We start from the raw sequence: 26,985 nt of genomic DNA on the forward strand, positions 1-26,985 counted from the left end.
GCCCGCACGGGGCAAGGTGTTACAGTTGTTCCAGCGCGATCAGCTCGGCCACCGTCTGGCGGCGGCGGATCAGGCGGGATTGTTCTCCGTCGACCATGTATTCGGCCGCATGGGGGCGGCTGTTGTAGTTCGACGACATCGACGCGCCATACGCACCGGCGCCTTCGAAGACGACGTAATCGCCCACCTGCGCTGCCGGTAGCAGCCGGGTTTCCACCACGCCGCCGTCGCGCTGCGTAAACACGTCGCCCGATTCGCACAGGGGGCCGCCGACCACGGTGGCGCGCTGTGTGTCCAGTGCGCGGCCGTCATGCGCGATGACCGACATTTCATGGTAGCTGCCGTACATGGCAGGGCGCATCAGTTCATTGAAACCCGTATCGAGCAAGGTGAAGTGGTTGCCGCCCATTTGCTTGGTGGCGCGCACTTCGGCCACCAGCAAGCCCGCGTCGGCCACGAGGAAGCGGCCCGGTTCGATTTCCAGGTGCACGGGATGGCCCAGGTGCGCCTCGATCTGCTTGCGCGCCGCATTCCACAGCTGGAAGTAGTGGTCCGTGTCGACGGGTTGCTCGCCTTCGCGGTAGGGCACGGACAGGCCGCCGCCCGTGGAAATGGCTTCGATGTCGTGGCCCATGTTTTTCACCAAGTCGACCATGGTGCCGCAGACGGTTTCCAGGTGGCTGTAGTCGACGCCGGAGCCGATGTGCATGTGCAGGCCCACCAGGTGCAGGCCATGTGCGCGGATGACGGCCAGCGCCTCCGGCAGCTCTTCGTGCCAGATGCCGTGTTTGCTGTTTTCGCCGCCCGTATTGGTCTTGTTGCTGTGGCCATGGCCATAGCCGGGATTGATGCGCAGCCAGACGCGGTGGCCGGGCGACAGGGGGCCTAGTTGGCGCAGCATGTCGACGGAGCCGCAATTGACTTCGATCTTTGCCGCCGCCACGCGCGCCAGGGTGGCGCGGTCGAACAGGTCGCAGGTGAAGACCACGCCGGCGGCGCCATTCGTTTGCGCCGGCGCAAAGCCTGCCTGCAGCGCGCGTTCGATCTCGCCCAGCGAAACGGCGTCCACGTGCACGCCCGCTTCGCGCATCAGGGTCAGCAGGTGGATGTTCGAATTGGCTTTTTGCGCGAAGCGCACCGTGTCGAACTGCGCCAGCTGCGCGATGCGCGCGCGGATGGTGGCCGCGTCATACACCCACAGGGGCGTGCCGTGTTCCTGGGCGAGTTGGGCGAGGGTCTGGTCGGTGACGGGCTTCATCGTGTGCTTTCGGTGGAATGAGGAGATAGCGCATGATGGCCGATTGTGCTTCGACTATAAAATATCTATTTGAGGCTACCTTATTCATTTATGATATGGCCATGACTATCTCCCTGCGCCATATCGAAGTCTTCCGCGCCATCATGACGACGGGCAGCGTGACGGCCGCCGCCGCCATGCTGCATACGTCGCAGCCCACCGTCAGCCGCGAACTGGCGCGCCTGGAACACTTGACGGGCCTGACTCTGTTCGAGCGCGAGCGGGGGCGGCTGCGCCCCACGGCCCAGGCGCTGCAGCTGTTCGAGGAAGTGCAGCGCGCGTATTTCGGCCTGGAGCGCATCATCAGCACGGCGGCGGCCCTGCGCCAGTTCGACCAGGGGCAGCTGTCGATCGCCTGCCTGCCCGTGTTTTCCCAGTCGCTGCTGCCGCAGGCGTGCAAGCGTTTCGTCGCCGATTTCCCCAAGGTGAGCATCAGCATCACGCCGCAGGAGTCGCCGCTGCTGGAAGAGTGGCTGTCGGCGCAGCGCCACGATATCGGCCTGACGGAAGTGGGCAATGCGCCGCCGGGCACCGCGCTCGATACCTTGATGTCCGTCGATGAAGTGTGCGTGCTGCCCGACGGCCATGCGCTCGCCGGCAAGGCCGTGCTGCAGCCGGCGGACTTTGCGGGCCAGCCTTTCATCAGCCTGGCCGCCGTCGACCCCTACCGCCAGCAGATCGACGCCATCTTTGCGCAGGCCGGCGTGGAGCGGCGCATGGCGCTCGACACGCACAGTGCTGCCTCCGTGTGCGCCATGGTGCGCGAAGGCGTGGGCCTGGCCATCGTCAATCCGCTCACGGCGCTGGACTACGCGGGGCAGGGCTTGCAGATCCGCCGCTTCGGCGTTTCCTTGCCATTTACGGTGAATCTCGTGAAACCTTTGCACCGGCCCCTGTCGCAACTCGTCGCCCTGTTCGAGCAGGCGTTGCATGCGCAGGCGGCGGAGGTGAAAAGGCGCTTGCTGCAGCTGTGACGGTGCTTGTGGAGCGGCGGCGGTCAACAGAGTAAAATGGCGTTTTACTTATTCAAGCCTGATTACTTCGATGACCACAACCGCTACTCCTGTCCGTACCCGTTTCGCTCCCAGCCCGACTGGCTATCTGCACCTGGGCGGCGCCCGCACCGCTTTGTACAGCTGGGCGTATGCCCGTCACTTCGGCGGCACTTTCGTGCTGCGCATCGAAGACACGGACGTGGAGCGTTCCACGCCGGAAGCCGTGCAAGCCATCATCGAAGGCATGAAGTGGCTGGGCCTGGACCACGATGAAGGCCCGTTCTACCAGATGCAGCGCATGGACCGCTACCGCGAAGTGGTGGCGCAGATGCTGCTTGAGGGCACGGCATATCACTGCTACTCGTCGCCGGAAGAAGTCGAAGCGATGCGCGAGCGCATGCGCGCCGCCGGCGAAAAGCCGCGCTACGACGGCACCTGGCGTCCGGAGCCGGGCAAGACCCTGCCGGCCGTACCGGCCGACCGCAAGCCCGTCGTGCGTTTCAAGAACCCGCTCGACGGCGACGTGACATGGGACGACGTGGTCAAGGGCACGATCACGATTTCCAACCGCGAGCTGGACGACTTGGTGATCGCCCGCCCGGACGGCACGCCGACGTACAACTTCTGCGTGGCCGTCGATGACTGGGACATGCAGATCACGCACGTGATCCGCGGCGACGACCATGTCAACAACACCCCGCGCCAGATCAACATCCTGCGCGCCATCGGCGCACCGCTGCCGCTGTACGGCCACCTGCCGATGATCCTGGGCGCGGACGGCGAAAAGCTGTCGAAGCGCCATGGCGCCGTCAGCGTGATGGATTACCCGGCGCAGGGCTTCCTGCCGGAAGCGATGCTGAACTACCTGGCGCGCCTGGGCTGGAGCCATGGCGACGATGAAGTGTTCTCGACCGAGCAGTTCTGCGAGTGGTTCAACCTGAACCACCTGTCGAAATCGGCGGCCCAGTTCAATAATGAAAAACTGGCTTGGCTGAACAACCACTATATCAAGCAGGCCGACAATACCCGCCTGGCCGACCTGGCGCGTCCGCAAATGGTCGCCGCCGGCGCCGTCTTCGAAGGCGCGCCGGACCTGGCGCAAGTGCTGGGCATGATGAAAGAGCGCGCCAATACCATCAATGAGCTGGCCGCCGCCTCGATGCTGTTCTTCCGCGAACCGCAGCCGGAAGCGGAACTGGTCACGCAGCACATCACGGATGCCATCAAGCCCGTGCTGGCGCAGTTTGCCGAGCGTATCGCCACGGTGGAGTGGAGCAAGGAAGCCGTCGCCGCCATGATCAAGGAAGTGCTGGCCGCGAACACCATCAAGATGCCGCTGCTGGCCATGCCCTTGCGTTTGATCTTGACGGGCCAGCTGCAGACGCCTGCGATCGACCAGGTGGTGGTGATGTTCGGCCGCGAGACCGTGCTGGCGCGCCTGGCAAAGTGGCTGTAATCGCCGCGCCGAATTGAGCGTGTAAATGCGGTGCGGAAACCGCCCCTATGAAAAGTTGCTCATAGACGAAAAAGGGTATTTGCAGAGTGAAACTTCTTTGCTATACTCTTGTTTCTGCACCAACGGGGGTATAGCTCAGCTGGGAGAGCGCTTGCATGGCATGCAAGAGGTCAGCGGTTCGATCCCGCTTACCTCCACCAGCAGCAAAATCGCAGTCGGGTTTTGTTAGTCGTTGAAGTGGTGCAGATGTTGTTTGGAAGTTCCGCGGTCCCCATCGTCTAGAGGCCTAGGACATCACCCTTTCACGGTGAGTACAGGGGTTCGAATCCCCTTGGGGACGCCAGGTAGTTGTGGTATAGTAGTGGCAGTTGTTTGTACTGATTGTTGTAAGTTCAGGCCCGTAAAAAGCGGAATCTGGATGGAAAGCAAGTAGTGGAACAAAGTCGCCAAGTGCGGCTTTTATTATTTCTGCGCCCGGGGGGTATAGCTCAGCTGGGAGAGCGCTTGCATGGCATGCAAGAGGTCAGCGGTTCGATCCCGCTTACCTCCACCAACAGCGCAGAAGTAAGGTGGTAAAACTGTAGTACCGAGGTCCCCATCGTCTAGAGGCCTAGGACATCACCCTTTCACGGTGAGTACAGGGGTTCGAATCCCCTTGGGGACGCCAGTTCAGTCTGGTGTTGTGGTTGTAAAGAAGTAGCAGTGTTTCTGCGCCCGGGGGGTATAGCTCAGCTGGGAGAGCGCTTGCATGGCATGCAAGAGGTCAGCGGTTCGATCCCGCTTACCTCCACCAACAGCGCAGAAACAGGTGGTAAATGGTAATGAATAAATCAAAGTCGCCTCGAGCGGCTTTTTTTATTTCCGAAGCATTTGTTGTTATGCCTTTCAGGGAAGTATGGTTTAACTGTTGGGATGTTTGTATGGCAGGCAAGAGGCGAGTGTTTGATCCCGCTTGCGTTTGCCAATGGGGTGGAAATGGAAATACATCAAAGTCGCCTCGGGCGGCTTTTTTTGTGCCTATTGGTTGCATGGATATAACTGACAGTGATTTGCGGAGTGGTTACATTTGGCAGGCGGCTTGATTTCATCATGCCCGCGGATAAAAAATGGACCATTACACTGAGGAGACAGGATGCACCGCGTATTTGCCAGTTTTTTTCTTGCTGCCGTTATGCACGTTCCCGCGCACGCGGAGGCGCCGCCTGCGGCGAAATTCGATCCTGGTGCGCTGAAGTTGCAAAAGGGGCCGTTCAATGACGTGCTGGTGCTCGGTTCGCCCCATTTGGCGCAATTGCCAACATCGTTTGATCCGTCTCAATTGAGCTTGCTCAACGAGCGCCTGGCGGGCTGGCGGCCGGATGCGATCGCGATCGAGGCGCTTTCCGGCTTGCAATGCGCTTACCTGCGCGCCTATCCGCAACGCTATGACGATACGGTGAAAGCGTATTGCTATGACACTTCCGCCGCGCGGGCCGCCACGGGGCTCGATGTGGTGGCGGCCACGGCGCAGGCCGAGCGTTTGCTGGCCGCCTGGCCGGCGGCGCCGTCCCCCACCCAGCGGCGCACATTGGCTTCCCTGTTCCTGGCCGGTGGCGAGCGTGCATCGGCGCTGGTGCAATGGCTGCGCCTGCCCGCAGATGAGCGGCGCGCCGGTGACGGCGTGAGCGAGCCCCTGGCCGCGAACCTCAATTCCCTGCTGGGGCAGCGCAACGAGAGCTATCAGATTGCTGCCGTGCTGGCGGCGAAGGGCGGGCACGAGCGGGTGCATGGCATGGATGACCATACGTCCGATATGCCTGTCGACGATGAAAAGGCGTATGCCAAGGCGATCAGGGCGGCCTGGAATAATTCCTCTTCGGCCGAGCGCAAGCGCATCCATGCCGGGTTTGAGGAGCAATGGAATACGCCCGCCGGTGTGCTGGCGATCTACCTCGCCTATAACGGACGCGCAGAGGCGGACCTGGCCTTCCGCGGCGACTTTGGCGCGGCGCTGGAAGAGCCGTCGCCGCAGCGTTATGGTCGCAACTACGTAGCCTCCTGGGAGGTGCGCAACTTGCGCATGGCGTCGAATATCCGCGAAATCATGGCGGCGCGCCCGGGCATGCGCGTGCTGGTCATCGTCGGCGCATCCCACAAGGGCTACCTGGAGGCGTATCTGAACCAGATGCATGACGTGCGCATCGCCAATGCGGACGATATCTTGCGCTAAGGAATACTTTTGCCGCGCCAGATGGTTGGCGCGGTTTTCCCTGCGTGCCTGGCGTGCTGCCGCTTCCATATCTTCCTGTCATCATCCTGTCTCCATAGGGAGCGATGATACAAATAAGGTGGAAAAAAGAAGGCCGGCAGTTGATTTCGTGAATCGCTTCGTGTTAAACTTCGCGCACGCTTTTTTGAGGGGCTAAGCAAAGCCTTCAACGAAGAGTCCGCTGAGAGTAAAGCCAGCACAGGTCCCCATCGTCTAGAGGCCTAGGACATCACCCTTTCACGGTGAGTACAGGGGTTCGAATCCCCTTGGGGACGCCAGGATTTAGTTGTAAAGTAAGAGTGCAGTGCTGAATGGGCCTGACAAGTCAGGCTTTTTTTGTTTCTGCAATATTGCTGCAGTACCGGGTCAGGATGCAAATAGTGCATTCAGGACAGATTTCTGTCCCCATCGTCTAGAGGCCTAGGACATCACCCTTTCACGGTGAGTACAGGGGTTCGAATCCCCTTGGGGACGCCAGATTCGCAAGCAGTAACAGGTCGGGATGCGGAATAGTGCATTCAGGACAGATTTTCTGTCCCCATCGTCTAGAGGCCTAGGACATCACCCTTTCACGGTGAGTACAGGGGTTCGAATCCCCTTGGGGACGCCAGACCGGCTGAATCAGCCAACAAAAAAGCCGCCTGGTAACAGTGCGGCTTTTTTGTTATGGGCTGCCATGCCACATTTTTCTCTTCCCCTTTGAATATGCCATTAGCTACCGATCACGCGCCAACCTTGGCCATCTTCTGCAAAGTCGTCGACAACTACGGCGATATCGGCATTTGCTGGCGCCTGGCGCGGCAGTTGAGCGGCGAGCATGGCGTGGCTGTCACCCTATGGGTCGATGATTTGCCGAGTTTCCGGCGCATCTGTCCGGAAATCGACGTGGCGGCGCCAGTGCAGCAGACCGGCGGCGTCACGGTACGCCACTGGCGCGACCAGGAGGGCGCATTCGCGCCGGCCGACATCGCCGACATCGTCATCGAATTCTTTGCCTGCGACATTCCACCCGGCTATATCGCCGCCATGGCGCAGTGCGCGCCGCATCCCGTGTGGCTGAACCTGGAAGGCTTGACGGCGGAAGAGTGGGTCGAGGGTTGCCACGCGCTGACGTCGCCGCGCCACGGCATGATCAAGCATTTCTTCTTTCCCGGCTTCACAAACAAGACGGGCGGCCTGCTGCGCGAAGCGGCGCTGGACGAGAAAAGGCTGGCGTTCCAGGCCGATGCGGGCGCCATGGCGGCATTCCTGGGGCAATTCGGCGTGACGGCGGCGGAAATGTCCGCCTTGAAAATATCGCTGTTCTGCTACCCGTCCGCCCCGGTCGCCGAGCTGTTTGCGGCCTGGCAGGCGGGCAGCGAGCCCGTGACGTGTCTGGTGCCGGAAGGCGTCGCGTTCGATGCCGTTCAGGCGTTTATCGGCGACGATGCGGCGCTGGCCGGTGCGGCGCGCACGCGCGGCGCGCTCACCGTACGGGTGCTGCCGTTCGTGCCGCAAGACGATTACGACCGTCTGCTGTGGGCTTGCGACGTCAATTTCGTGCGCGGCGAGGATTCCTTCGTGCGCGCGCAATGGGCGGGCCAGCCGTTTCTCTGGCATATCTATCTGCAGGATGAAAACTTGCATCACGTGAAATTGCGCGCCTTCCTGCAGCGCTATGCGGCCGATGCGGACGGCGCCATCGACAGCCTGGTGCGGGCGGCGCTGGCCTGGAATGGCGCCAGCGCGGACGCCTTGCCATGGGCGCAGCTGTGGCCCGCTCTGCAAGCCGACCTGCCGCGCATCCGGGCGCGCGCGCAGGCCTGGCAGCGGCAGATGCAGGCCAATGGCGATCTGGCAAGTAACCTGCTGGCGTTCGCTGGCGCGACGAGATAGGCGCTTGCCAAAAATTAAGGTAAAATGCCCGGTTATTTCTAACGTATTTTTAACCGATCAAACGCAAGCTTGCGGCGCCGATGGCGCACAGGCGGCAGATGGTCTTCATGCAACCCACTTTTTACGTACATTCCTATGAAACCCGCAAAAGAAATTCGTGTTGGCAATATCATCATGGTCGACAGCAAGCCAATGATCGTGTTGCGTTCTGATGTCAACGGTTCGAGCCGCACGGGCTTCACCTACAAATGGAAGATGAAAAATCTTCTGACGAACACCCCGATGGAAAACGTGTTCCGCGGCGACGACAAGTTTGACGTTGTTGTTCTGGATAAAAAGCCAGTGACGTATTCGTACTTCGCCGACCCGCTGTTCGTGTTCATGGACACCGAGTACAACCAGTACGAAATCGAAGAAGAAAACCTGGGCGAAGCGCTGAACTACCTGAAAGATGGCATGGAATGCGAAGCCATTTTCTACGACGGCAAAGCTATCTCCGTTGAACTGCCTACGACCATCGCCCGTCAAGTGGTGTACTCGGAGCCAGCGGTCAAGGGCAATACTTCGGGCAACGTCCTGAAAGAAGCCAAGATCGAAAACGCCATCGACGCACACCGCCACACCGTGCAAGTGCCGCTGTTCGTGGCACAGGACGACGTCATCGAAATCGACACCCGTACCAACGAATACAAGCGTGTCGTACGCAACTGATAGATTCTTGCACTGCGCCGCGCGCATGGCCCGGCAGATGCCGGTCTGGTTTGCCTCAGTGCTTGATCACCAAGAAACGCTGCCTTCGGGCGGCGTTTTTTTTTGCTTAAAAAATAATTCCCTTCAACAACAATTGTGTTGCAAGGACTGCTATGCTATGGCTACAACATTATTGCGGTAGAAACATTGAAGTTTCCTGGAGATAGCATGCAGCGCAGTCAGATGTTACGCAGTGGCGCGTCCCGGGGCGTGGCGCGTCCCGTATTGGCCCGTGCCACGGCGCCCGCCAGCCCCATGGCCCATCTGCTCGATGCGGGCGTGTTGCCGCAACAGCAGATGATGCAGGCAGGCAAACTCAGTTCCCATGCGCTGACGTCGCAGTACCTGGGGCGTATCCGTTCCCTTTGCAGCATCGGCGCGCGCGCCTATCCCGGCATTGAAATCAACCCTGATGCGCTGAAAATCGCCCTGGAAATGGACCGCGAACGGCAGGTGCACAAGGTGCGCGGTCCCTTGCACGGCATTCCCGTCGTCTTGCGCGACAATATCGCCACGGGCGACCGCATGAAGACGCGCACGCAGGCGCCCCTGGCCACGCATGCCAGCTGCGATTCCTTTGTGGCGGCGCGCTTGCGCGCGGCCGGCGCCGTCATTATCGGCAAAAGCAATTTGCGCCAATGGGCCGCCGTCAGCGTGCCGCATGCGAGTGCCAGCTGGGCCGGGCTGACCATCCTCGCCGTCGACAGCGCGGCGGACGGTTCCATCGTCGCGCCGGCTTCAAACTGCGGCCTGGTCGCCATCAAGCCCACGGGCAGGACTGCCGCGGGGCAGGGCGGCGAGCCAGCCACGGCCGGACCGATGGCGCCCAGCGTGCGCGAGGCGGCCTGGCTGCTCGCGGCCCTGAGCGGCGAACGCCTGGCCGATGGCGTGGTGTTGGATGCCGCCGGCTTGCATGGGCGCCGCATCGGCGTGGCGCGCAGCCTGTTCGGCCTGTGCGCCGGGACCGATGCCGTGATCGGGCAGGCGCTGCTGGCGTTGTGCGAACAAGGGGCGGAATTGATCGAGATGCCGCCCGCGCCCGAACCCGGCGGCATCGAAGCGCTGCTGGACTCGCATAGCCTCGATGCGCTGGTGGGGCCCACCTGCCATGGTGTGGCGCAGGCGCCATCGGCCTTGCCGCACATCACGGTGCCGGCCGGCGTGGCCGGGGGCTTGCCGGTCGGCTTGTCTTTCATCGGCCCTGCGCACGGCGACATGCAACTCATCGCGATGGCGTATGCCTATGAGCAGGCGACTTTGCACCGGCGCACGCCAGCGTTGCCGTCGAGCATTACCCTGGCGTTGCGCCTGCCATGATGATTTTTTTCGTTTTCTTTCGATAAACTATGCTTGCAACCTTGCTGCTGACTGCGGCCGTGACGGCCATTCCGACTCCTTTTGATGCCGCGCAATTGTCTGGCAGCTGGTCCGACAGCGTCAATACGAATAGCGTTTGTGAAGAAGCGCGGCACTTTACGCGCATGCAGCTGTCTGACGATCATCAGCGGCTGGCGATCTTCAGCGACCGGACGTGGAAAAGCAAGCTGGGTGAAACCAACCGCTTTGCCGCGACGGTGGTGGCGGAAACGGAGCGCAGCCTGACTTTGCGCTATGACAATGAAACCCGCCTCAATGCCGCTGGCAAGCTGGTGGAGTGGCAGTTGATCATCGTCGCGCCCGGCGTGTACCGCTGGCGCGAGACGGGATGGGCGGAAGGCAAGGTCAACGGGGTCGTCGGTATCCGCTGTTCTCCCTGAGACGGGCGCACAAGCATGCCATTCTGCTATGCTGCCCGCATTACTGTATGCTTTTAGGAGATTGCATGTCCGCACGTTTGTTCCTGCCCCTGTTCCTGGGCGCCGCCGTGGCGCTGGCCACCCTGCCGGCGCACGCGCGTACGCCGCAACTGTCGCTGATCGAGCAGGCGCAAAGCTGCGACGGCGGCTACACCTGCCCGTACTTCCCCGACGTCTACAAGGCGGACTATGCCTTTCGCAAGGCCTTCAATATCGGCGTGAAGAAGGCTGGCCTGAAGCGGCAGCGCTGGGTGCCGAATGGTGTGGCGAGCCCGCTCAAGCCCGTCGAGATCGACGGCAAGGCGCGTCTGCTGAGCAGTGTCTGCGAACCGCACAATTGCGGCCACCGCTACTCCATCCTGTACGACCCGGCCGAGCGCAGCATGACGGGCGTGTATATCGGCAGCGATGGCAAGGGCGGCTCGCGCACCGTCTACTTCGGCGAACCCAGCATCGCCGAAGCCGACCTGTTGTTCAAGAACTGATGCACGCGCCACTGCGCATTTCCAGCGAACGCGGCGAGCTGGACGTGGCCATGATCCACCGCTATCTGAGCGAGCAGTCGTACTGGAAGCGCGGCGTGGCGCTGGAAACGGTGCGCAAGGGCATCGCCAACGCGCTGTGTTTCGGCGGTTATGTTGATGGCCAGCAAGTGGCGTTCGCCCGGGTCATCACCGATTACACGGATTTTGCCTACCTGCGCGACGTGTTTGTGCTGCCGCAATACCAGGGGCGCGGCTATGGCAAGCAGATCGTGGCCGCCGCGCTCGACGATGCGCGTGTGCGCGATGTCGTCTGGATGCTGGGCACCGATGACGCGCATGGCCTGTATGCAAGCTTTGGTTTTGCGCCACTGGAGGCGCCACACAAGTACATGCGCCGTCCTGCGGCGTGAGAATTATCAAAACAACCTTTAGGTGTCAAGAGAACTATTAACATTATTGTACGCAATAATGTTGCATTGATAATGACATCATGTCATTATGCGCGCTCTGCAGCTTACGCAGCGGTGCGTTGCTGGTGCTGTGCTTTGCCGTCGCTATCTGGCGGGGCAAAGGTGGTGAGCGGTCCGATTGGTCGTCCCTGGCACGTTTTCTCGTCACTTTAAAGGAATACATCATGAAACAATATGGCGCCGAATTTCTCGGCACGTTCTGGCTGGTCTTCGGCGGTTGCGGCAGCGCCGTGCTGGCCGCCGCCTTTCCCGGCCTGGGCATTGGCTTTGCCGGCGTAGCGCTGGCCTTTGGCTTGACGGTGCTGACCATGGCTTACGCCATCGGCCACATCTCGGGCTGCCACCTGAATCCTGCCGTCTCGATCGGCCTGTGGGCAGGCGGCCGCTTCCCCGCCAATCAACTGTTGCCATATATCATTGCGCAAGTGCTGGGCGCCATCGTGGCCGGCGGCGTGCTGTACGTGATCGCCAGCGGCCAGGCCGGTTTCGATGTCAGCAAGGGCTTTGCCTCGAACGGCTTCGGCGCCCATTCGCCGGGCGGCTATTCGATGCTGTCGGCGCTGGTCATTGAAATCGTGCTGACGATGTTCTTCCTGATCGTCATCCTGGGCGCCACCGACAAGCGCGCACCGGCCGGCTTCGCCCCGCTGCCGATCGGCCTGGCGCTGACCCTGATCCACCTGATCAGCATTCCCGTCACGAATACCTCCGTCAACCCGGCCCGCAGCACGGGCGTGGCCCTGTACGTGGGCGACTGGGCCACCAGCCAGCTGTGGCTGTTCTGGCTGGCGCCCATCATCGGCGCCTTGCTGGGCGCGCTGGCCTACCGCTTGATTGCTGGCGAAAAAGAATCAGCTTGAACATGAAAAAAAAGCAGCCCGCGGGCTGCTTTTTCGTTTAGTCGGCGGCGCGCCACTCGCTCAGGTAATGCTGCGGCGTGCGGCCCAGGATGCGGCGGAACATGGCGCTGAAGGCGCTGGGGCTGGCGTAGCCCAGCGCATAGGCGATGGCCGCCACGCCTTCGCCCCGGTCCAGGCGGCAGAAGGCCTCGGCCAGGTGGACTTGCTGCAGCCATTGGCGGTAGTGCAAGCCCGTTTCCTTGGGGAATAAGCGGATCAGGGTGCGCGCGCTGGCGCCCGCATCCTGCGCCCAGTCCTCGATGTTGCGCCGGCTGCCGGGCGCGCTCATGATGGCCGAACAGACGGCCACCAAGCGCCGGTCGCGCGGCCAGGGGATGGCGATGGGCACGGTATCGGCCGCCGTCAGCTCCGACAGGATCAAATGCGCCAGCCAGTCGCCGCGGCCCGCCAGCGCATATTCGATCGGTTCGGCCAGCAAGGCCAGGATCAGCTCGCGCAACAGCCGGCTCACTTCCAGCACCTTGCAATCGGCGCCATATTGGGCCGCCACCTGCGCATCGATGTACACGGTGCGCATGCTCAGTTCGCTCAAGATGTGGACTTCATGCACCACGCCCACGGGGATCAGCAGGGCGCGCCGCGGCGGCAATATCCACACGCCGTGCTCGGTGGAGACGCGCATCACGCCTTCCGTCGCATACAGCAGCTGCGCCCGCACGTGGCTGTGCGGCGCCGTATAGTCGCCCGCCGCATATTGCCTGGACATGGCCGTCACGGGGCGCGGCACGTGCTGGTAGTCGTGCGAGCTGGTGCTGCGGCTGAACGGCACGCCATCGGGATGGGTCTGGGCGGGTTGCTGGGTGTACATGTGGGGCGCGGGCTTGTCTCTTGGTTGTCACTTGGGCGACGATTATTGGAAGTTATCAGTTCAGTGACCATACTATACTGGCTTCTTTGCCGGGCCGCCCGCCGTGCCCGATTATTGCGGATGACACATGCACACAACCACACCAGCCCCAGCATTGGCCACGCCCGTGCCGGCGGCGCCCTCGCTTCATAGTTCCCAACAACAATCCGGTCTGGCCATGCACATCCTGGGCGCCGTCGCCTTCGTGCATTTGCTCAATGACTTGATCCAGGCATTACTGCCGTCGATTTATCCGATGCTGAAAGCCGAGTTTTCACTCAGCTTTACCCAGGTCGGCCTTATAACCCTGACGTTCCAGTGCACGGCATCGTTGCTGCAGCCCTGGATCGGCTTGTACACGGACCGCCGTCCGCTGCCGTTCCTGTTGCCTGTCGGCATGTGCTTTACCCTGGCCGGCGTGCTGATGCTGTCCATCGTCTCGACCTTCCCGACCCTGTTGATCGCGTCGGGCCTGATCGGCGTCGGTTCGTCGACTTTCCACCCGGAAGCGTCGCGCGTGGCCCGCATGGCGTCGGGCGGACGCTACGGCTTTGCCCAGTCGCTGTTCCAAGTGGGCGGCAACGTCGGTTCCGCGCTGGGGCCGCTGCTGGCGGCCGCCGTCATCGTGAATCGCGGGCAGGGCAATATCGCCTGGTTCAGCTTGCTTGCCGTGCTGGCCATCGGCGTGCTGTACAAGGTCAGCCACTGGTATAGCGGCCACCTGGCCAGCTTCAAGCCGAAGGCGGGCGGCCATGGACCGAACTTGTCGCGCAACAAGGTGATGGGTGCCCTGGGCGTGCTGGCCTTGCTGGTGTTCTCGAAATACATCTACATGGCCAGCCTGTCGAGCTATTACACGTTTTATTTGATCGACAAGTTTCACCTGTCGATCGGCGCGGCGCAACTGTACCTGTTCCTCTTCCTCGCCGCCGTGGCGGCCGGCACCTTCATGGGCGGCCCCATCGGCGACCGCATCGGCCGCAAGCGCGTGATCTGGATTTCCATCCTGGGTGCCGCGCCATTTACCCTGCTGCTGCCGTATGTCGACCTGCTCTGGACGGCTGTATTGACGGTGATCATCGGTTTCGTCATTTCTTCCGCGTTTTCCGCCATCGTTGTGTTTGCGCAAGAACTGGTGCCGGGCAAGGTGGGCATGATCGCGGGGATCTTCTTTGGCCTGATGTTCGGCGTCTCCGGCATCGCCGCGGCCGCCATGGGCCACCTGGCCGACGTATCGGGCATCGCCTATGTGTATAAAATCTGCTCTTACCTGCCGCTGCTTGGCATCTTGACGGTGCTGCTGCCGCATATCGAGCAGGCGAAAAAATAAGACAGTGGCGCCGGCGGGCTTGACGGCCAGCCGGCCCGCATGCGATATTCTCTTCATGATTTCTTCCATCTTCCATCCAGTCCTTGCATACCGCCGCGCCGCCGCTGCGCTGTGTCCGTGTACCTGGCTTCGTGAGGATGCGGCCCGGCGCCGTTAAATTTTTACTCCTCATTCCGATGGCCACAGTGTTGAAAAACCTGTGGCCATTTTCTTTTTCCGCAGCGTTCACGAGAGTCCCGCATGACACTACACCTGTACGACACCTATAGCCGCAGCCTGCGCCCCTTCGACCCTCTCGCCCCGGGCCAGGCGGGCCTGTATGCCTGCGGTCCCACCGTCTACGACTACGCGCACATCGGCAACCTGCGCACCTATCTGTTCGTCGACGGCTTGCGCCGTGCGCTCGAATTCAACGGTTTGCAGGTGCGCCACGTGATGAACATCACGGACGTGGGCCATCTGACGTCGGATGCGGACAGCGGCGACGACAAGGTCGAGGCCCGCAGCGCCCGCAGCGGCAAGTCCGCCTGGGATATCGCCGCCGAATTCACCCGCGCGTTCGAGGGCGATCTGCGCCAGTTGAATATCCTGCCGCCCACCGTCTGGTGCCGCGCCACCGACCACATTGCGGAGCAGATCGCATTCATCCTCGACCTGGAAGCGAAGGGCTATACCTACCACACGGACGACGGCATCTATTTCGATACGACGCGCCAGGACAGCTATGGGAAACTGGCACGCCTGAATCGCGACGGCCTGCAGGCGGGGAAACGAGTAGACCTGGGCGAGAAGCGCGATATCTGCGACTTCGCGCTGTGGAAGTTCAGCGGCGTGCCGGGCCGGCGGCAAATGGAGTGGGACAGTCCCTGGGGCCTGGGTTTCCCTGGCTGGCATATCGAATGCTCGGCCATGGCGGAAAAACACCTGGGTGCGTATTTCGACATCCATTGCGGCGGAGAAGACCACGTGGCCGTCCACCACAGCAACGAGATTGCGCAAACGGAAGCGCGCCATGGCACGCGCCTGGCCAACTTCTGGCTGCATGGCGCTTTCCTGAAAACGCAGGACGCGAAGATGTCGAAGTCGTCGGGTGACTTTTTACGTTTGCACAGCCTGGTGGAGCAGGGCGTCGATCCGCTGGCCTACCGCTACCTGTGCCTGGGTGCCCACTACCGCAGCAGCCTCAATTTCACGGACGAGGCCCTGCGCGCCGCTGCCAGCGGTCTGGCGCGCTTGCGCTCTACCGTGCATGGCCTGGGCCAGGCGGATGGCGAGGCCGACCCCGCGTGGCTGGCGCGTTTTGCGGCCTGCGTCAACGATGACCTGAACTACCCGCGCGCGCTGGCCGTGGCCTGGGAGCTGCTGAAAAGCGAGATGCCCGACGGCGTGAAAAAGGCCACGATGGCCCACTTCGATACGGCCCTGGGGCTGGACTTGCTGGCCTGGCAGCCGGCGCAGGTGGAAGTGCCGCAGCAGGTGCAGGCGTGGATGGCGGAACGGGCTGCCGCCCGCCTGGAGCGCCAGTGGGCCGAGGCGGACCGCTTGCGCGCACTGGCGCGCGCGGCCGGCTATGAGATCGACGATACGCCGCAGGGGCAACAGGCGCGGCCTTTGTGAAGATGTCCTGCATAATGGCCGCCTGATGAAACTGGAGATGCCGTGAAGCGTCGTTTGCTGCTATTGAGTTGTTGCCTTGCCTTGTCTAACTCCGTCCAGGCGGCCAGCGCCTGCCCCGGTTTTCCCGCGCTGGCTACATCGAGCGAGGCGCTGCTGGCGCAAGTGCGTGCACTGCCGCCCGTCGGCGTCGACCGCGAACGGCAGGCGTGTGCGCCGGCGACCGTCATCGATTTCGCCTACAGCGGCGGTACCTTGTGCAGTTTTGGTGGTGAGGTCGAGGCGGCGACGGCCGCCGTCACGCGCCTGGCGGACGGCGGCGAACTGGTCGAGTACCTGTATCTGTTCCCACATGCGCCGGCCACGCATGCGCGCCTGTTGGCGCTGCTGGCCACGCAGTTTACGCCCGTCGACAAGGCGGCTTGGCCGGCCTTCCTGCAGGGGGCCAGGCCAGGCAAGGAAACCACGGCCCTGTTCACCGACGGCGCTTACTATATTTCGCTGGGCAAGCCCACCGAAGGCGATCCGGCCGCATGGTATTCGAATGTGATCTTTGAAAAGGTGGATAAACCTGCGCTGGGCGTGCGCAAAGTGTGCCAGGAGGAGCGCGATGCTTGAGGCAGGCGCCTTTCCGGCGGCATTGGCCGGCACTGTGGCGCAGCTGCGGCCCGCGCTGGGGAGTAGCCAGGCACACCCGCCATTTGCCGTATGCCAGGATGGCGAGGCATTGCTGATCCCGACGCGCACGTATTACGACCGCCAGCGATTGCTGGCCTGTACGCGGCTGCCCGACGACGCGGGCGTGATAGCCCTGTGCCTGGGCACGCGCCACTACGATGGCCATCTGCGCGAAGCGTGTTTAAAACAGCTGTTGCTGCAGGAGCGGGCGTGGACGGTGCCGTTCGTCGTGCACCTGTGCGGTGAGTACGTGCTGGAGATCGTCGAAAGAATCGGGGCGGCGCTGCCGGCCTGGAATGCGCAGGCGCTGGCGCGCTACCTGCGGGAGAACCCCGCGTATGTGGATACGCTGCAGCGGCGCGCCGTCAGTTACTGGAGCTGTTACTACCGCGGGCGCTACCCGGCATGGGACGATTATCCGGGGTGCAGGGCCATGGCGGCCCTGCGGGCATTACAGCGGCTTACGCCTCGATAAAGCGCATCTTGAAGCTGCGGCCCTTGATGTTGCCGAAGTCGCGGCCCAGGGAGTTACCGGCGTTGAGGCGCTTGAAGGCCGCTTCGGCCACCTTGCGGTCGAGCGCCACGTAGGTCATGAACTCGAACACGTTGATCTTGCCCACTTGCTCCTTGGTGAGGCCCGCGTCGCCCGTCAGCGCGCCCAGCAGGTCGCCCGGGCGCAGCTTGTCCTTCTTGCCGCCCATGATGCACAGGGTGACCATCGGCGCCGGCAGCGCTTCCATCCCGTCATCTTCCGCCAGTTCCTTCAGGTCGTGCCATTCGGCGGCGCTGTTCTGGTATTGCTCGATCAGCTTGACCCATTTTTTCTCGTTCGGCGCGCACAGCGACAGGGCCAGGCCCTTCTTGCTGCCGCGGCCCGTGCGGCCGATGCGGTGGATGTGCACTTCCGTGTCCTTCGACACGTCGACGTTGATCACGGCACCCAGGTCGGAAATATCGAGGCCGCGCGCGGCCACGTCGGTGGCCACCAGCACGGAGCAGCTGCGGTTGGCGAACAGCACGAGGATTTCATCGCGCTCGCGCTGTTCCAGCTCGCCGTACAGTGCCAGCGCGGAAAAGCCCTGCTGGCGCAGTTCTTCGGCCAGTTCGCGGCAATGCACCTTGGTGTTGCAGAAGGCCAGGGTCGATTCCGGCTTGAAGTGCTTCAACAGCTTGCCGACGGCGCTATTGCGCTCGTCGAAGCCGATTTCATAGAAGCGCTGCTCGATCTTGTCGTTGTCGTGCTGCGCTTCGACCGTCACTTCCAGCGGGTTGACGAGGAACGACGCCGTGGCGCGGCGGATGTCTTCCGGATACGTGGCCGAGAACAGCAAGGTCTGGCGGCGTACAGGGCAGGCGCTGACGATGCCGGCGATTTCCTCGTAAAAGCCCATGTCCGTCATGCGGTCCGCTTCATCGAGCACCAGCGTTTGCACGTGATTCAGGTTGATGGTGCCGCGGCCCAGGTGGTCGCGCAGGCGGCCCGGCGTGCCGACGACGATGTGGGCGCCGTGTTCCAGCGAAGCGATTTGCGGGCGCATCGGCGCGCCGCCCGTCAGGGTCAGGATCTTGATGTTGCCGGCCGCGCGGGCCAGGCGGCGCAATTCATTGGCCACCTGGTCGGCCAGTTCGCGCGTGGGGCACAGCACCAGGCCTTGCACGGCAAACCAGGCCGGATTGAGCTTGTGCAGGATGCCGATGCCGAAGGCGGCCGTCTTGCCGCTGCCTGTTTTCGCCTGGGCGATCAGGTCGCGGCCATCGAGCACCGCCGGCAGGCTTTGCGCCTGGATGGTGGTCATCTCGTGGTAGCCGAGCGAGTCCAGGTTGGCCAAAAAGGCGGGCGTCAGCGGCAGGCTGGCAAAGGAAGTGGTGGTGTCAGTGGTGGTGTTCATAGGGGCGGAGCCGGTAAAAAGCGGGTGGATGGGCACAGTCTACAGGCGTTCTACGCCCTTGTGCGGATGGTGGTGTGGAAGCCGGCGGCAAACGGCCGCCGGCATGGGGTGTTAATTGTCGGGCGCCCAGATGGGCAAGCCGGTCAGATCGAGGCCGGCGTCGCGCGTCCACACGGGCAGGCCCGTGGCATCGGTCGGCTCCAGCAATTCGAGCTGCACCTGCTTCAAGGCCACCTTGCGCGCACGCGCGCGGCGCTGCGGTTCTGGCGCCGGCTCTGGCGCCTCGGGCGCTGGCGGCGGGCCGAAGCCGGGCAAGTCGATGGTGGCGTTGTCTTTTTTATCTCTCATTTGCTAACCTCTGTCCCTGGCTTGCGATGGCCAGGGGGCGGGCAAGGTGCTGCCCGCCTATGTCTATACGCTTTAACTTCATCCACAAAACAAAAGCCCGGCTACTGGAGTCGGGCTCATTGTTGGGATAACCTGCAGGAAAACTTGTCCTGCGGATTTAAGTGCGGCACGCAGTGTATCACAGGCGTGCCGCACTGTGTGGGGCTCAGCGGAAGCTCAGGGCACCCGTCAGGTCGCCTGGCGGCAGCGCGCCGCGTGACGCGAACGCGTCGTTGCGCACCTTCAGGCCTTCGAGCAGCGGCAAGTCGTGCAGGCGCGTGATCAGGCGCAGGATCGACGTCGTGTCATAAAAACTGTGGTCGACGGCGCCTTTCTTCGCGTAGGGTGAGACGACGATGGCGGGAATGCGCGTGCCCGGCCCCCAGCGGTCGCCCTTCGGCGGCGCCACGTGGTCCCACCAGCCGCCGTTTTCATCGAACGTGATCACCACGATCATGTCTTTCCACTGCGGCGATTCCTTCAGATGCTGGATGACGTTGGCCACGTGCTGGTCGCCCGACTCGATGTCCGAATAACCGGCATGCAGGTTCAGGTTGCCCTGCGGCTTGTAGAAGGTCACGGCCGGCAGCTTGCCCGCCACGGCCGCGGCGAGGAATTTGTTCGAGATCGGGCTGTCGCCCGTGCCGCCGTCGCGCAGGTGTTCGGCGCGCGCGGCCGTGCCGGGAGCGAACTGCTTGAAATAGTTCAGCGGCTGGTGGTGGAACTGGAAGTTCGGCTTGCTGCCGCCGCCCTTGTGGTCGAGCGCCGCTTGCCAGCCGCCGCCATACCACGCCCAGCTGACGCCCTTGCGCGACAGCAGGTCGCCGATGGTGTCATAGGTTTGCGGCGGCAGCGTATTCGCGTCGGCCGGGTCGGCGTGCAGCGGGTCGCCATCGAAGGCCGGGCGGATGTAGCTCGGTTGATATGGCGGCGCCATGGTGTTGACGGCATAGCCGTCCGGAGTCAGGGCGCCGTCGTTGACGTATTTCGGCTTGCCGTCCAGCGCGGAGGCGGGGCAGTCGGGCGAGATCGCCAGGCGCACGCCTTGCGGGCCGTCGGATAGCACGGCGATCTTTTTCTTCGCCGCCGTCTCGGAAGCATTGAAATATTCGTTGGCGCGGCCCGTCACGAGGAACTGGTGGTTCATGTAGGAGCCGCCGAAGGCCGCCATGAAGAAGTTGTCGCACAAGGTGTACTGTTCGGCGATCTGCCACAGGTTCAGGTTTTTCGACGTTTCGCCGTAATGGCCCATCACCAGGCCGCCGCTGTCGGCCCACGCGGCAAAGCCGTCGTTCTTGCCGCCGTTGATCTGCATCTGATTGTTATAGAAACGGTGCACGAGGTCGCGCGTGATGATGCTCTCGGGCAGGGGCTTGCCGGCCGCGTCGCTCAATTTGTAGGGCGCGTTGGGCAGGCCGGAAATCTGGTCTTCCTTGATCAGGTAATCGATGCCGCCGATATTCTGCTGGTTAGGCACCAGGCCGCCCCAGATCTTCGGCAGGGTGGCCAGCGGCTTGCCGTTGCGGTCCAGCTGCTGCGCCTGTTCGGCCGTGACGGCGGACAGGGGGGCGCTGGTGCCGGGGAAGTTGGCGAACAGGTTGTTGAAGCTGCGGTTTTCCAGGTAGATCACGACCACGTTCTTGACGTGCGCCTTGAGTTTCGCGTCGAGCGACCCCTTGGCGATGGTCTTCCTGGCTGGCGCGGCATCGGCCAGCGCGGGCAGGCTGGCGGCCAGGCCGACTGCGGAAGCGGCCTGGAAAATGCGCCGGCGCGAGGGATTGGCGGGTTGGTCGGCCGGATCGGCTGGCAGGGCGGGGGCGAGGTCCTTCACACATTCTCCTTGGGTGTCATTCGTTTGCTGGTGCGCGAAAATTGTATCACCGTGGCATGGCAAATGTGAAATTTCACGGCTGCCTGGAGGGCGACGTCGCCGCATGGCGATGGCCGTTCGCGTTGCCGCAGTCCTGCACCAGGCTAAATAATCCATCCGTGTCGCATGGATTCAAGCCTGCCTGGCCTGCGCATGAAAAGATGGGGCATCCGAATGGCGATGGTCGCCATTCTCGTGGCGCGACGTCCGGCGTCATTGCATGGACGTCTGCGCGCACCCATATACGCAGGGAGGCGCTCATGTGGCTGGTCTTGAAGTTATTGCTGTTTATCTTTTTTGTCCTGCCGTTTGCCTTCGGCTTGACGCTTATTTTTTTACCCTATTCCATTCCCGTTGTCCTGTGCCTTGTGTGGTGGTGGCGGTCGCGTGTGCGCGCGGAGCGCGCGCGGGACAAAGTCGTCAGCGTCGGGGGGATAGAGGGGCGGACGTGGGTCCTGGAATCGGCGCGCTTCACGATGGAGCTCGATTATGCCAGCGCCCAGCTGCGCATCCGGTCCAAGGGCAAGCGTTCCTACGTTACCTCGGGAGCCAAACGTCAGGTGCGGCGTGGCGCTTTCGACGTGTTCTTGCCTGCTGAAAACATTTTCATTTATGCATCTGAGAATATGGTAGAGCATTACCTGACGAAATGGAAACCTTCAGTTGAAATCACCGATCGCGGCTTCGAGCATGTGATCGTGGAAATGCCGGACGGAGTGCATACGCAGGGAACCGGGAAATCTGATTTGACAATCACGTCGCCCATATTTTCGGGACATACATTGGCTGGACGGCGCTTGCGCGACAGCGAGGCACAGGGACCGTTTTCGGCCATCTTTCTCCGCATGCCGCTCGCCACGGCCGTGTGTGTCAAGGAAGAGTGGCAAAAGGCCCGTGCGCGGCTGCAGGAGATGCAGCGCCAGCGCCCGGCGGCGCCAGGACAGGCATCGACGGGCATATAGAACATTCTAATGTTTTCAAAAATACCATTTCGCGATGTTTTCATTGTATTATGGCAACTAACGAACGCGGCATCGTGATGCAGGCCTGACCGGGCAGACAGATGCCTGCGGCCCCTTCACCGATGCTACAGGATGCCAGGAATGTCGAACTCGCTTGCGTATCACGTGGTTGTCCATGCACTGGAAGGGCGGGCCGGCTGGACGCCCATGGCGCGCTTCGCTTCGGCCGTCTCGCACGTGATCCAGGGACATTTGCCTTATCAGCGCTACCATGCCGCCGGCATGGCCAGGAGTCCCAAAGGATCGGCACCAGGCGTCATCGAACGCCTGGTGAATGACTTCCTGGCGACCGACATCAATCCCAGCTATCTGCTGCTCTCCTCATTCCGGCGCGAAGCCGACGTGTTCGTCGCGTTCAATGCCTATAACCAGTCTGCGAACCTGGGCGTGCAGACCAGCCTTGGCGGGCAAGGGGCCGGCAATGTGGCGCGCGGCGCGGCGCGCGCTTCCCGCGTGGCCGCCAGCGACCCCGATAGCTGCCGCCATGGCACCCTTGCCATCATCGACACCATGCTGGCGACCACGCGCGCCAATGCGGCTGCGCCGGACGGCGCACCAAAGCGCAGCCTGGGTGCGCTTGCCCTGTTGCTGGGCATCGAATCGTCGACGGCGGCGGAAGTGGCGTTCGTCTTTGAAAACGAAGGCCACTTCCCTATCGGCCAGCTTGCCGGCAGACTGGGTTGCCATCAGCGCACGCTGGAACGCCGATTGCGCGAAGTGGGTATGACGGCGGAGGCGTTGCGCCAGGCCGCGCGCCTTGTGCGTGCCGCGCATCGGCTGCCGTCCGCCGATAGCCTGACGATGATCGCCGCCGACGAGGGGTTTTCCGATCTTGCCCACATGACGCGCGCCTTTCAGGCCGCGGCAGGCATGCCTCCCAGCTTGATCCGCAAGCTGGGCAAGGGTCAGAACTGATAGCGCACGGTCAAAGCCACCTTGCGCGCCGGGCCATGCATGCCCGACAACCACCAGTCCGACACGGAAGCCGTGTACTGCTTGTCGAACAGGTTGGCCACGTTGACGGTGGCCGACAGCTTGTCGCTGACGTCGTAGCGCGCCATCAGGCTGGCCACCGAGTACGCCTTCTGTTCCCAATGCAGGGTGCGGTCGACCTGCCACGCATCGATGTCGGAATACACGCGGCTTTGCCAGTTCATGCCGCCGCCCACCGTCAGGCGCTTGAATTCGCCGGGCAGGCGGTAAGTGGTCCACAGTTTCACCAAGTGGCGCGGGAAGGTGGCCAGGATGGTCTTGCCCGTATTGTCTTCCGTCTGGCTGTACGACCACGAGGCCGAGATGTTCCAGTCCTGCGTCAGGGCGCCCGTCGCTTCCAGGTCCACGCCCTGGGTTTTGGCACCCTTGATGGCGCGGTTGGCGGAAATCTTTGTGCCAGGCACGTAGTAACCTGGATCCGACTCGGCCAGATTGTCCTGGCGGATCTGGTACAGCGCGGCGGCCGTGTTCAGGCGGCCATCGAACCAGCCGCTCTTGACGCCTGCTTCCAGGGTCTTGCCTTCGCGTGGCGCCAGCAGCTTGCCATAGCGGTCTTGCGATGCTTGCGGCTGATAGATGGTGGAATAACTGGCGTAGGCGCTGTGCGTGCCGTCGATGTCGAACACCAGGCCGCCATACGGCGTGACGACGCGGCTTTCCGAGGCTGGCGCCGCATTGTAATAGGACTCGGCAGGCGTGTCCGAGATGTAATTTTCGTCGTAGCGCAGCACTTTTGCCCCGGCGATCAATTTCAGGCGCTCGGAGAGATGGAGGCGCGTGGCGGCATACACGCTGGCCTGGCGGCGCGTGCTGTCGTTGGTGCCATAGGTGCCGCCAAACACGGGCGTCGCCGTGCGATTCCAGCGGTACAGGTTGACAGGCGTGCGCTCGATGCTATTGTCGAAACGGGCATCCGTCGTGCTTTGAAATTCGCTGTAGTCCATGCCCAGCACCAGTTCGTGCTGGCGGCCGAATGCGCTGAATGGGCCGCGCACGTTGACGTCCACGCTGTTGACCTGGAGCTGGTAGTCGCGGTAGTCGGCGTTCAGGCGCAGGCCATCGCCCGTGGCCTGGTTGGGCAAGCTTCCGCTGACGTTCAGGTAGACGGAGCGCTCTTCCTGCGACGACTGCACGCGGTTGGCCGAGACTTTCAGCTTCCAGTCGTTCGCCAGCGCGTGTTCCACAGTGGCGAAGACGTCGGTCGAATTGGTGTCGAAGCGATTCGACGTGGCCGCCGGGCTGAAGGAACGGGGCAGGTTCGTCATGCTGCCATTGCTGTAGAACAGGGGAAAGCCCAGGTAGGACAGGGATCCGTTCGAGCGCTTGCGCTGGTGCGTGACGCCGGCCGTCAGTTTCGTGTCGCTTGAGATGTCCGCCTCGAGCACGCCGTAGACCACTTTCTTGTCGCGGCTGTAGCCGTCGACGATGCTGTCGCCTTCCTCGTACACCGTCACGAGGCGGCCGCGCACCGTGCCCGCGTCGTTGAGCGGGCCGGCAACGTCGGCCATGGCGCGCCGCTCATCGTGGGAACCCAGCTCGCCCTCGACGGACGCCTGGAATTGCGCCGTCGGCTTCTTGCGCACCATGTTGATGGCGCCCGAGGCATCGCCCGCGCCCGTCATCAGGCCCGAGGCGCCGCGCAGCACTTCGATGCGGTCGTACAGCGCCATGTCGGCCAGGCTTTGCGACGGTATCGCATTGAGGCCCATGGTTTCCGAGTGCGTGCTGACGCCATCGAGCTGGTAATTGGTGATCGAATAGCCGCGCGAAGTAAAGCCCGTGCGTTCGCTGCCCAGCGAATACAGCGTGATGCCCGGCGTTTGCGCCATCACTTGCGCGATCGTGCTCAAGCCCTGGTCCTGCATGCGCTGCTGCGTGATGACGCTGACCGACTGCGGCGTTTCCCGGATCGACAGGCCCAGTGGCGTGGCCGTGGCGATCGGCAGGGTGGAGACATACGCGCCCGAGCCTTCGGTGGCATCCTGCTGCGCCTTGACCGACACTTCCGGCATCATCGACAGCGCTTCGCCACCCGCCGCGGCATCGGCCGGGCGCAGCACATAGCTGCCGTTGGCGCTGCGCTCGGCCTTCAGGCCCGTGCCGCGCAGCACGCCGTTCAGGGCGGCCAGCACGTCGTGGCGGCCGCTCAAGCCGGTCGACGTCTTGCCGCGCGTCTGCTCCGGCGTGAAGCTGAGGATGACCCGCGACTGGCTGGCGACCTGGCGCAGCGCCGTCGCCAGGTCGCCGGCCGGCACCTGGAAGTCGAGGCTGGCCGCTGGCGCTGCTGCGCTTTCCTGCGCCAGGGCTGGCGCCTGGGCGTTCAGCAGCAGGGCCGAACCGATGAAGACGAGTTGGATGGCATACGCCATGCGCTTGATGCGCGGCTTGGAGTGAATGGCAAGAGACATGGTTACCTTGTGGTGTAGTCGTCAAAAAGGACGTTGCCTACACAGGTCACGCGAGAAGCGAAAGCGGGTACCTTTTTTTGCGTCGGCCTCAAAATAAATGGTCAGCGCTGCTGGCGCGCTTCCACCTGCACCCAGTAGCGCGTGCGCAGGCGCACGTCGACGGGCAGGGAATTGGGCAGCGACAGCAGCACGGCGTCCAGGTCGGCCAGCGGGAAGACGCCGGAAATGCGCAGGCCGGCGACGGCGTCGTCGCAGCCCAGCAAGCCGTGGCGGTAGCGGCTCAGTTCATGCAGGAAGTCGCGCAGCGGCATGGCGTCGGCCAGCAGCAAGCCCTGGCGCCAGGCCCAGATATCGGGCGAAACGGCGTGCGCGGGCAAGACCTGCTGCGCCGTCATGCCGGCGCCCTGGCCAGCGCGGAGGAGCAGATTGCCATCGCCCTGGCGCGGCAGCAGCCGGACGGCGCCTTCTTCGACGGCGACCTCGGTGCTGCCGTCCGCCTGGCGCACTGAGTAGCGCGTGCCCAGCGCCTGCGCGCGGCCGTGCGTCGTTTCGACGAGGAAGGGGCGGTAGGGCATGTCCGTTTCGCGGGCGGTGGCGATGAAGACTTCGCCCTGCACCAGTTGCAGCAGGCGCTGCGTGCCCGTGTAGCGGATGTTGACGGCGCTGCCGCTGTTCAGGTGCAAGCGGGTGCCGTCGGGCAGGGTCAGCTCGCGGCGTTCGCCCACGCCGGTGGACAGGTCGGCCAGCGCGGCGCGGGCAAAGTCGGGCGCGTATTCCGAGCGCGCGCCGAACCAGCCCGTGAGGCCGATGGTCGATGCCCACGCCAGCAACCGCAGGCTGCTGCGCCGCGAGACCGGGAGCGAGGTGGGACGTTGCAGCAGTGCCTTGCGGCTGGCCTGCGCATCGAGTTCCCGCAAGCCGCCGCTGACGCTTTCGATGTGTTTCCACGCGCGTTCATGGTCGGGGTGCGCCTGGCGCCACTGCTGCCAGGCCGTTTTTTCCGCCGGCGTGGTGGCACCGCTCATCAGGGTGGCCAGCCATTCGGCCGCCTGCATGGCGATGGCCAGGTCGATGGGCTGGCCCTGGGCGTAGACGGTGGCGCCGCGCATGTCAGGGGCCGGCAAAATCGGGCACGGCAAAAAAGCACAGTAGGTTGGCCTTGCTCAGGTATTTTTTGACGGAATGCGTGGTGGTATCCAGTTCGGAGGCGATCTCGGCATAGGTCATGCCGTCCAGGTGGGCCAGCAGGAAGGCGGCCCTGGCCTTGGCGGAAAGCTGGTCCAGCGCGCGGTCGACCAGTTGCAGCGATTCGAGCAGGAGGGACATCGCTTCCGGCGATGGCGTGCAGGCTTGCGGCTGGTGCAGCAGGGCGTCGAGGTAGGCCCGTTCGAGCGCTTCGCGCCGGCAGTGGTTGGCCAGCAGGCGTTTGGCGATGGTGGCCAGGAAAGGGCGCGGCTGCGCGATCCCGGCACTGCTGCGCGCAACGAAGATCTTCAGGAAGGTATCCTGCGCCAGGTCGCCCGCCAGCCCCGCATCGTGCAGGCGGCGCTTCAGCCAATGCAGCAGCCAGGAATGGTGCTCGGCATACAGCGACTGGAAATCGGACGGCGGGGAAGGGGCGGACAGCATGCGTACGGGGCGGCTTAATCTAAATG

The 26,985-nt window shown here is 63.1% G+C and carries 24 protein-coding genes and 8 tRNA genes; 24 read left to right on the plus strand and 8 right to left on the minus strand.

All coding sequences use genetic code 11. The features are described 5' to 3' along the window. Nucleotides 1-19: 19 nt before the first annotated feature. The gene (lysA, locus tag O3301_RS17740) at nt 20-1,258 is read right to left on the minus strand and encodes a diaminopimelate decarboxylase (protein ID WP_305057037.1); all 1,239 of its coding nucleotides are present in this window, start codon (nt 1,256-1,258) and stop codon (nt 20-22) included. Nucleotides 1,259-1,359: 101 nt separating this feature from the next. Here lysA and O3301_RS17745 point away from each other — a divergent pair, with 101 nt between their 5' ends. From O3301_RS17745 to aqpZ, 18 genes are all read left to right on the plus strand, one after another. Further along, nucleotides 1,360-2,271, plus strand: a complete 912-nt coding sequence (locus tag O3301_RS17745; protein ID WP_251351870.1) for a LysR family transcriptional regulator — start codon at nt 1,360-1,362, stop codon at nt 2,269-2,271. A gap of 70 nt (nt 2,272-2,341) precedes the next feature. After that, on the plus strand, nt 2,342-3,748 hold the full coding sequence (gene gltX / locus O3301_RS17750) for a glutamate--tRNA ligase (protein WP_305057038.1): 1,407 nt from the start codon (nt 2,342-2,344) through the stop codon (nt 3,746-3,748). Between the two features lie 124 nt (nt 3,749-3,872). Next, a tRNA-Ala gene (locus O3301_RS17755) sits at nt 3,873-3,948 on the plus strand. Between the two features lie 67 nt (nt 3,949-4,015). Further along, nucleotides 4,016-4,091: transfer RNA gene (locus O3301_RS17760), tRNA-Glu, on the plus strand. A 134-nt stretch (nt 4,092-4,225) separates the two neighbouring features. Further along, nucleotides 4,226-4,301: transfer RNA gene (locus O3301_RS17765), tRNA-Ala, on the plus strand. Nucleotides 4,302-4,339: 38 nt separating this feature from the next. Beyond that, nucleotides 4,340-4,415, plus strand: a tRNA-Glu gene (locus O3301_RS17770). 50 nt (nt 4,416-4,465) lie between these two features. Next, nucleotides 4,466-4,541: transfer RNA gene (locus tag O3301_RS17775), tRNA-Ala, on the plus strand. Nucleotides 4,542-4,919: 378 nt separating this feature from the next. Beyond that, the gene (locus tag O3301_RS17780; protein WP_305057039.1) at nt 4,920-5,957 is read left to right on the plus strand and encodes a DUF5694 domain-containing protein; all 1,038 of its coding nucleotides are present in this window, start codon (nt 4,920-4,922) and stop codon (nt 5,955-5,957) included. A gap of 241 nt (nt 5,958-6,198) precedes the next feature. Further along, a tRNA-Glu gene (locus O3301_RS17785) sits at nt 6,199-6,274 on the plus strand. 123 nt (nt 6,275-6,397) lie between these two features. Further along, a tRNA-Glu gene (locus tag O3301_RS17790) sits at nt 6,398-6,473 on the plus strand. Nucleotides 6,474-6,530: 57 nt separating this feature from the next. Beyond that, nucleotides 6,531-6,606: transfer RNA gene (locus tag O3301_RS17795), tRNA-Glu, on the plus strand. A gap of 95 nt (nt 6,607-6,701) precedes the next feature. Further along, complete coding sequence (earP, locus tag O3301_RS17800) at nt 6,702-7,871, plus strand: elongation factor P maturation arginine rhamnosyltransferase EarP (protein WP_305057040.1); 1,170 nt, start codon at nt 6,702-6,704, stop codon at nt 7,869-7,871. A 135-nt stretch (nt 7,872-8,006) separates the two neighbouring features. After that, nucleotides 8,007-8,582: an elongation factor P gene (locus O3301_RS17805; protein WP_034758247.1), complete on the plus strand. Its 576-nt coding sequence runs from the start codon at nt 8,007-8,009 to the stop codon at nt 8,580-8,582. Between the two features lie 207 nt (nt 8,583-8,789). Then, nucleotides 8,790-9,938: an amidase family protein gene (locus O3301_RS17810; protein ID WP_289911843.1), complete on the plus strand. Its 1,149-nt coding sequence runs from the start codon at nt 8,790-8,792 to the stop codon at nt 9,936-9,938. A gap of 29 nt (nt 9,939-9,967) precedes the next feature. Beyond that, nucleotides 9,968-10,378, plus strand: coding sequence for a hypothetical protein (locus O3301_RS17815; RefSeq protein ID WP_251351828.1), 411 nt, complete (start codon nt 9,968-9,970; stop codon nt 10,376-10,378). A 65-nt stretch (nt 10,379-10,443) separates the two neighbouring features. Next, complete coding sequence (locus O3301_RS17820; protein WP_305057041.1) at nt 10,444-10,902, plus strand: Ivy family c-type lysozyme inhibitor; 459 nt, start codon at nt 10,444-10,446, stop codon at nt 10,900-10,902. After that, nucleotides 10,902-11,312 carry a GNAT family N-acetyltransferase gene (locus O3301_RS17825; protein WP_251351827.1) on the plus strand — a complete coding sequence of 137 codons (411 nt, stop codon included), beginning with the start codon at nt 10,902-10,904 and terminating at the stop codon, nt 11,310-11,312. The genes O3301_RS17820 and O3301_RS17825 overlap by 1 nt, the downstream gene beginning before the upstream one ends. Nucleotides 11,313-11,536: 224 nt before the next feature. After that, on the plus strand, nt 11,537-12,232 hold the full coding sequence (gene aqpZ / locus O3301_RS17830; RefSeq protein WP_289899133.1) for an aquaporin Z: 696 nt from the start codon (nt 11,537-11,539) through the stop codon (nt 12,230-12,232). Nucleotides 12,233-12,269: 37 nt separating this feature from the next. Here aqpZ and O3301_RS17835 read toward each other — a convergent pair whose 3' ends face one another. Further along, complete coding sequence (locus O3301_RS17835) at nt 12,270-13,100, minus strand: helix-turn-helix domain-containing protein (protein ID WP_305057042.1); 831 nt, start codon at nt 13,098-13,100, stop codon at nt 12,270-12,272. Nucleotides 13,101-13,227: 127 nt separating this feature from the next. On the opposite strand from O3301_RS17835, the gene O3301_RS17840 reads away from it, so the two are divergent. The 4 genes from O3301_RS17840 (at nt 13,228) to O3301_RS17855 (ending at nt 17,236) form a co-directional block, all read left to right on the plus strand. Continuing rightward, nucleotides 13,228-14,469 (plus strand): MFS transporter, encoded by a 1,242-nt coding sequence (locus tag O3301_RS17840; RefSeq protein WP_369812208.1) that lies wholly within the window; start codon nt 13,228-13,230, stop codon nt 14,467-14,469. Nucleotides 14,470-14,709: 240 nt separating this feature from the next. Beyond that, entirely contained in the window at nt 14,710-16,086 is a 1,377-nt protein-coding gene (gene cysS, locus O3301_RS17845) for a cysteine--tRNA ligase (RefSeq protein WP_305057043.1), read from the plus strand. An 81-nt stretch (nt 16,087-16,167) separates the two neighbouring features. Then, nucleotides 16,168-16,701 carry a hypothetical protein gene (locus O3301_RS17850; protein ID WP_305057044.1) on the plus strand — a complete coding sequence of 178 codons (534 nt, stop codon included), beginning with the start codon at nt 16,168-16,170 and terminating at the stop codon, nt 16,699-16,701. Continuing rightward, complete coding sequence (locus O3301_RS17855; protein ID WP_305057045.1) at nt 16,694-17,236, plus strand: hypothetical protein; 543 nt, start codon at nt 16,694-16,696, stop codon at nt 17,234-17,236. The genes O3301_RS17850 and O3301_RS17855 overlap by 8 nt, the downstream gene beginning before the upstream one ends. Here the strand turns inward: O3301_RS17855 and dbpA are convergent. The 3 genes from dbpA to O3301_RS17870 form a co-directional block, all read right to left on the minus strand. Further along, nucleotides 17,223-18,650 carry an ATP-dependent RNA helicase DbpA gene (gene dbpA, locus O3301_RS17860; protein WP_289916066.1) on the minus strand — a complete coding sequence of 476 codons (1,428 nt, stop codon included), beginning with the start codon at nt 18,648-18,650 and terminating at the stop codon, nt 17,223-17,225. The two genes, O3301_RS17855 and dbpA, sit on opposite strands and share 14 nt — an antisense overlap. Nucleotides 18,651-18,761: 111 nt before the next feature. Beyond that, the gene (locus tag O3301_RS17865; RefSeq protein WP_077402076.1) at nt 18,762-18,998 is read right to left on the minus strand and encodes a hypothetical protein; all 237 of its coding nucleotides are present in this window, start codon (nt 18,996-18,998) and stop codon (nt 18,762-18,764) included. A gap of 205 nt (nt 18,999-19,203) precedes the next feature. Continuing rightward, nucleotides 19,204-20,868 carry an acid phosphatase gene (locus O3301_RS17870; RefSeq protein WP_289916064.1) on the minus strand — a complete coding sequence of 555 codons (1,665 nt, stop codon included), beginning with the start codon at nt 20,866-20,868 and terminating at the stop codon, nt 19,204-19,206. A 56-nt stretch (nt 20,869-20,924) separates the two neighbouring features. Between O3301_RS17870 and O3301_RS17875 the strand changes: the two genes are divergently transcribed. Continuing rightward, a complete protein-coding gene (locus O3301_RS17875; RefSeq protein ID WP_289916063.1) occupies nt 20,925-21,869 on the plus strand; it encodes a hypothetical protein in 945 nt (314 codons plus the stop codon). A 141-nt stretch (nt 21,870-22,010) separates the two neighbouring features. Further along, the gene (locus tag O3301_RS17880; protein WP_289916062.1) at nt 22,011-22,844 is read left to right on the plus strand and encodes a helix-turn-helix domain-containing protein; all 834 of its coding nucleotides are present in this window, start codon (nt 22,011-22,013) and stop codon (nt 22,842-22,844) included. On the opposite strand, the gene O3301_RS17885 is transcribed toward O3301_RS17880, so the two are convergent. The 3 genes from O3301_RS17885 to O3301_RS17895 form a co-directional block, all read right to left on the minus strand. Next, nucleotides 22,835-25,330 carry a TonB-dependent receptor gene (locus O3301_RS17885; RefSeq protein WP_305057046.1) on the minus strand — a complete coding sequence of 832 codons (2,496 nt, stop codon included), beginning with the start codon at nt 25,328-25,330 and terminating at the stop codon, nt 22,835-22,837. The two genes, O3301_RS17880 and O3301_RS17885, sit on opposite strands and share 10 nt — an antisense overlap. 101 nt (nt 25,331-25,431) lie before the next feature. After that, on the minus strand, nt 25,432-26,439 hold the full coding sequence (locus O3301_RS17890) for a FecR domain-containing protein (protein WP_305057047.1): 1,008 nt from the start codon (nt 26,437-26,439) through the stop codon (nt 25,432-25,434). 1 nt (nt 26,440) lies between these two features. Next, nucleotides 26,441-26,959, minus strand: coding sequence for a sigma-70 family RNA polymerase sigma factor (locus O3301_RS17895; RefSeq protein ID WP_289916059.1), 519 nt, complete (start codon nt 26,957-26,959; stop codon nt 26,441-26,443). Between the last annotated feature and the right edge of the window lie 26 nt (nt 26,960-26,985).

It is taken from the genome of Janthinobacterium sp. SUN211, from assembly GCF_030587315.1.
Classification (GTDB): Bacteria; Pseudomonadota; Gammaproteobacteria; order Burkholderiales; family Burkholderiaceae_D; genus Janthinobacterium; species Janthinobacterium kumbetense.

Excerpts from the sequence above, each read along its gene's own strand:
- lysA (WP_305057037.1), bottom strand. The coding sequence starts at position 1,258 with ATGAAGCCCGTCACCGACCAGACCCTCGCCCAACTCGCCCAGGAACAC.
- O3301_RS17745 (WP_251351870.1), top strand. The coding sequence starts at position 1,360 with ATGACTATCTCCCTGCGCCATATCGAAGTCTTCCGCGCCATCATGACG.
- gltX (WP_305057038.1), top strand. The coding sequence starts at position 2,342 with ATGACCACAACCGCTACTCCTGTCCGTACCCGTTTCGCTCCCAGCCCG.
- O3301_RS17780 (WP_305057039.1), top strand. The coding sequence starts at position 4,920 with ATGCACGTTCCCGCGCACGCGGAGGCGCCGCCTGCGGCGAAATTCGAT.
- earP (WP_305057040.1), top strand. The coding sequence starts at position 6,702 with ATGCCATTAGCTACCGATCACGCGCCAACCTTGGCCATCTTCTGCAAA.
- O3301_RS17805 (WP_034758247.1), top strand. The coding sequence starts at position 8,007 with ATGAAACCCGCAAAAGAAATTCGTGTTGGCAATATCATCATGGTCGAC.
- O3301_RS17810 (WP_289911843.1), top strand. The coding sequence starts at position 8,790 with ATGCAGCGCAGTCAGATGTTACGCAGTGGCGCGTCCCGGGGCGTGGCG.
- O3301_RS17815 (WP_251351828.1), top strand. The coding sequence starts at position 9,968 with ATGCTTGCAACCTTGCTGCTGACTGCGGCCGTGACGGCCATTCCGACT.
- O3301_RS17820 (WP_305057041.1), top strand. The coding sequence starts at position 10,444 with ATGTCCGCACGTTTGTTCCTGCCCCTGTTCCTGGGCGCCGCCGTGGCG.
- O3301_RS17825 (WP_251351827.1), top strand. The coding sequence starts at position 10,902 with ATGCACGCGCCACTGCGCATTTCCAGCGAACGCGGCGAGCTGGACGTG.
- aqpZ (WP_289899133.1), top strand. The coding sequence starts at position 11,537 with ATGAAACAATATGGCGCCGAATTTCTCGGCACGTTCTGGCTGGTCTTC.
- O3301_RS17835 (WP_305057042.1), bottom strand. The coding sequence starts at position 13,100 with ATGTACACCCAGCAACCCGCCCAGACCCATCCCGATGGCGTGCCGTTC.
- O3301_RS17840 (WP_369812208.1), top strand. The coding sequence starts at position 13,228 with ATGCACACAACCACACCAGCCCCAGCATTGGCCACGCCCGTGCCGGCG.
- cysS (WP_305057043.1), top strand. The coding sequence starts at position 14,710 with ATGACACTACACCTGTACGACACCTATAGCCGCAGCCTGCGCCCCTTC.
- O3301_RS17855 (WP_305057045.1), top strand. The coding sequence starts at position 16,694 with ATGCTTGAGGCAGGCGCCTTTCCGGCGGCATTGGCCGGCACTGTGGCG.
- dbpA (WP_289916066.1), bottom strand. The coding sequence starts at position 18,650 with ATGAACACCACCACTGACACCACCACTTCCTTTGCCAGCCTGCCGCTG.
- O3301_RS17865 (WP_077402076.1), bottom strand. The coding sequence starts at position 18,998 with ATGAGAGATAAAAAAGACAACGCCACCATCGACTTGCCCGGCTTCGGC.
- O3301_RS17875 (WP_289916063.1), top strand. The coding sequence starts at position 20,925 with ATGGCAAATGTGAAATTTCACGGCTGCCTGGAGGGCGACGTCGCCGCA.
- O3301_RS17880 (WP_289916062.1), top strand. The coding sequence starts at position 22,011 with ATGTCGAACTCGCTTGCGTATCACGTGGTTGTCCATGCACTGGAAGGG.
- O3301_RS17885 (WP_305057046.1), bottom strand. The coding sequence starts at position 25,330 with ATGTCTCTTGCCATTCACTCCAAGCCGCGCATCAAGCGCATGGCGTAT.
- O3301_RS17890 (WP_305057047.1), bottom strand. The coding sequence starts at position 26,439 with ATGCGCGGCGCCACCGTCTACGCCCAGGGCCAGCCCATCGACCTGGCC.
- O3301_RS17895 (WP_289916059.1), bottom strand. The coding sequence starts at position 26,959 with ATGCTGTCCGCCCCTTCCCCGCCGTCCGATTTCCAGTCGCTGTATGCC.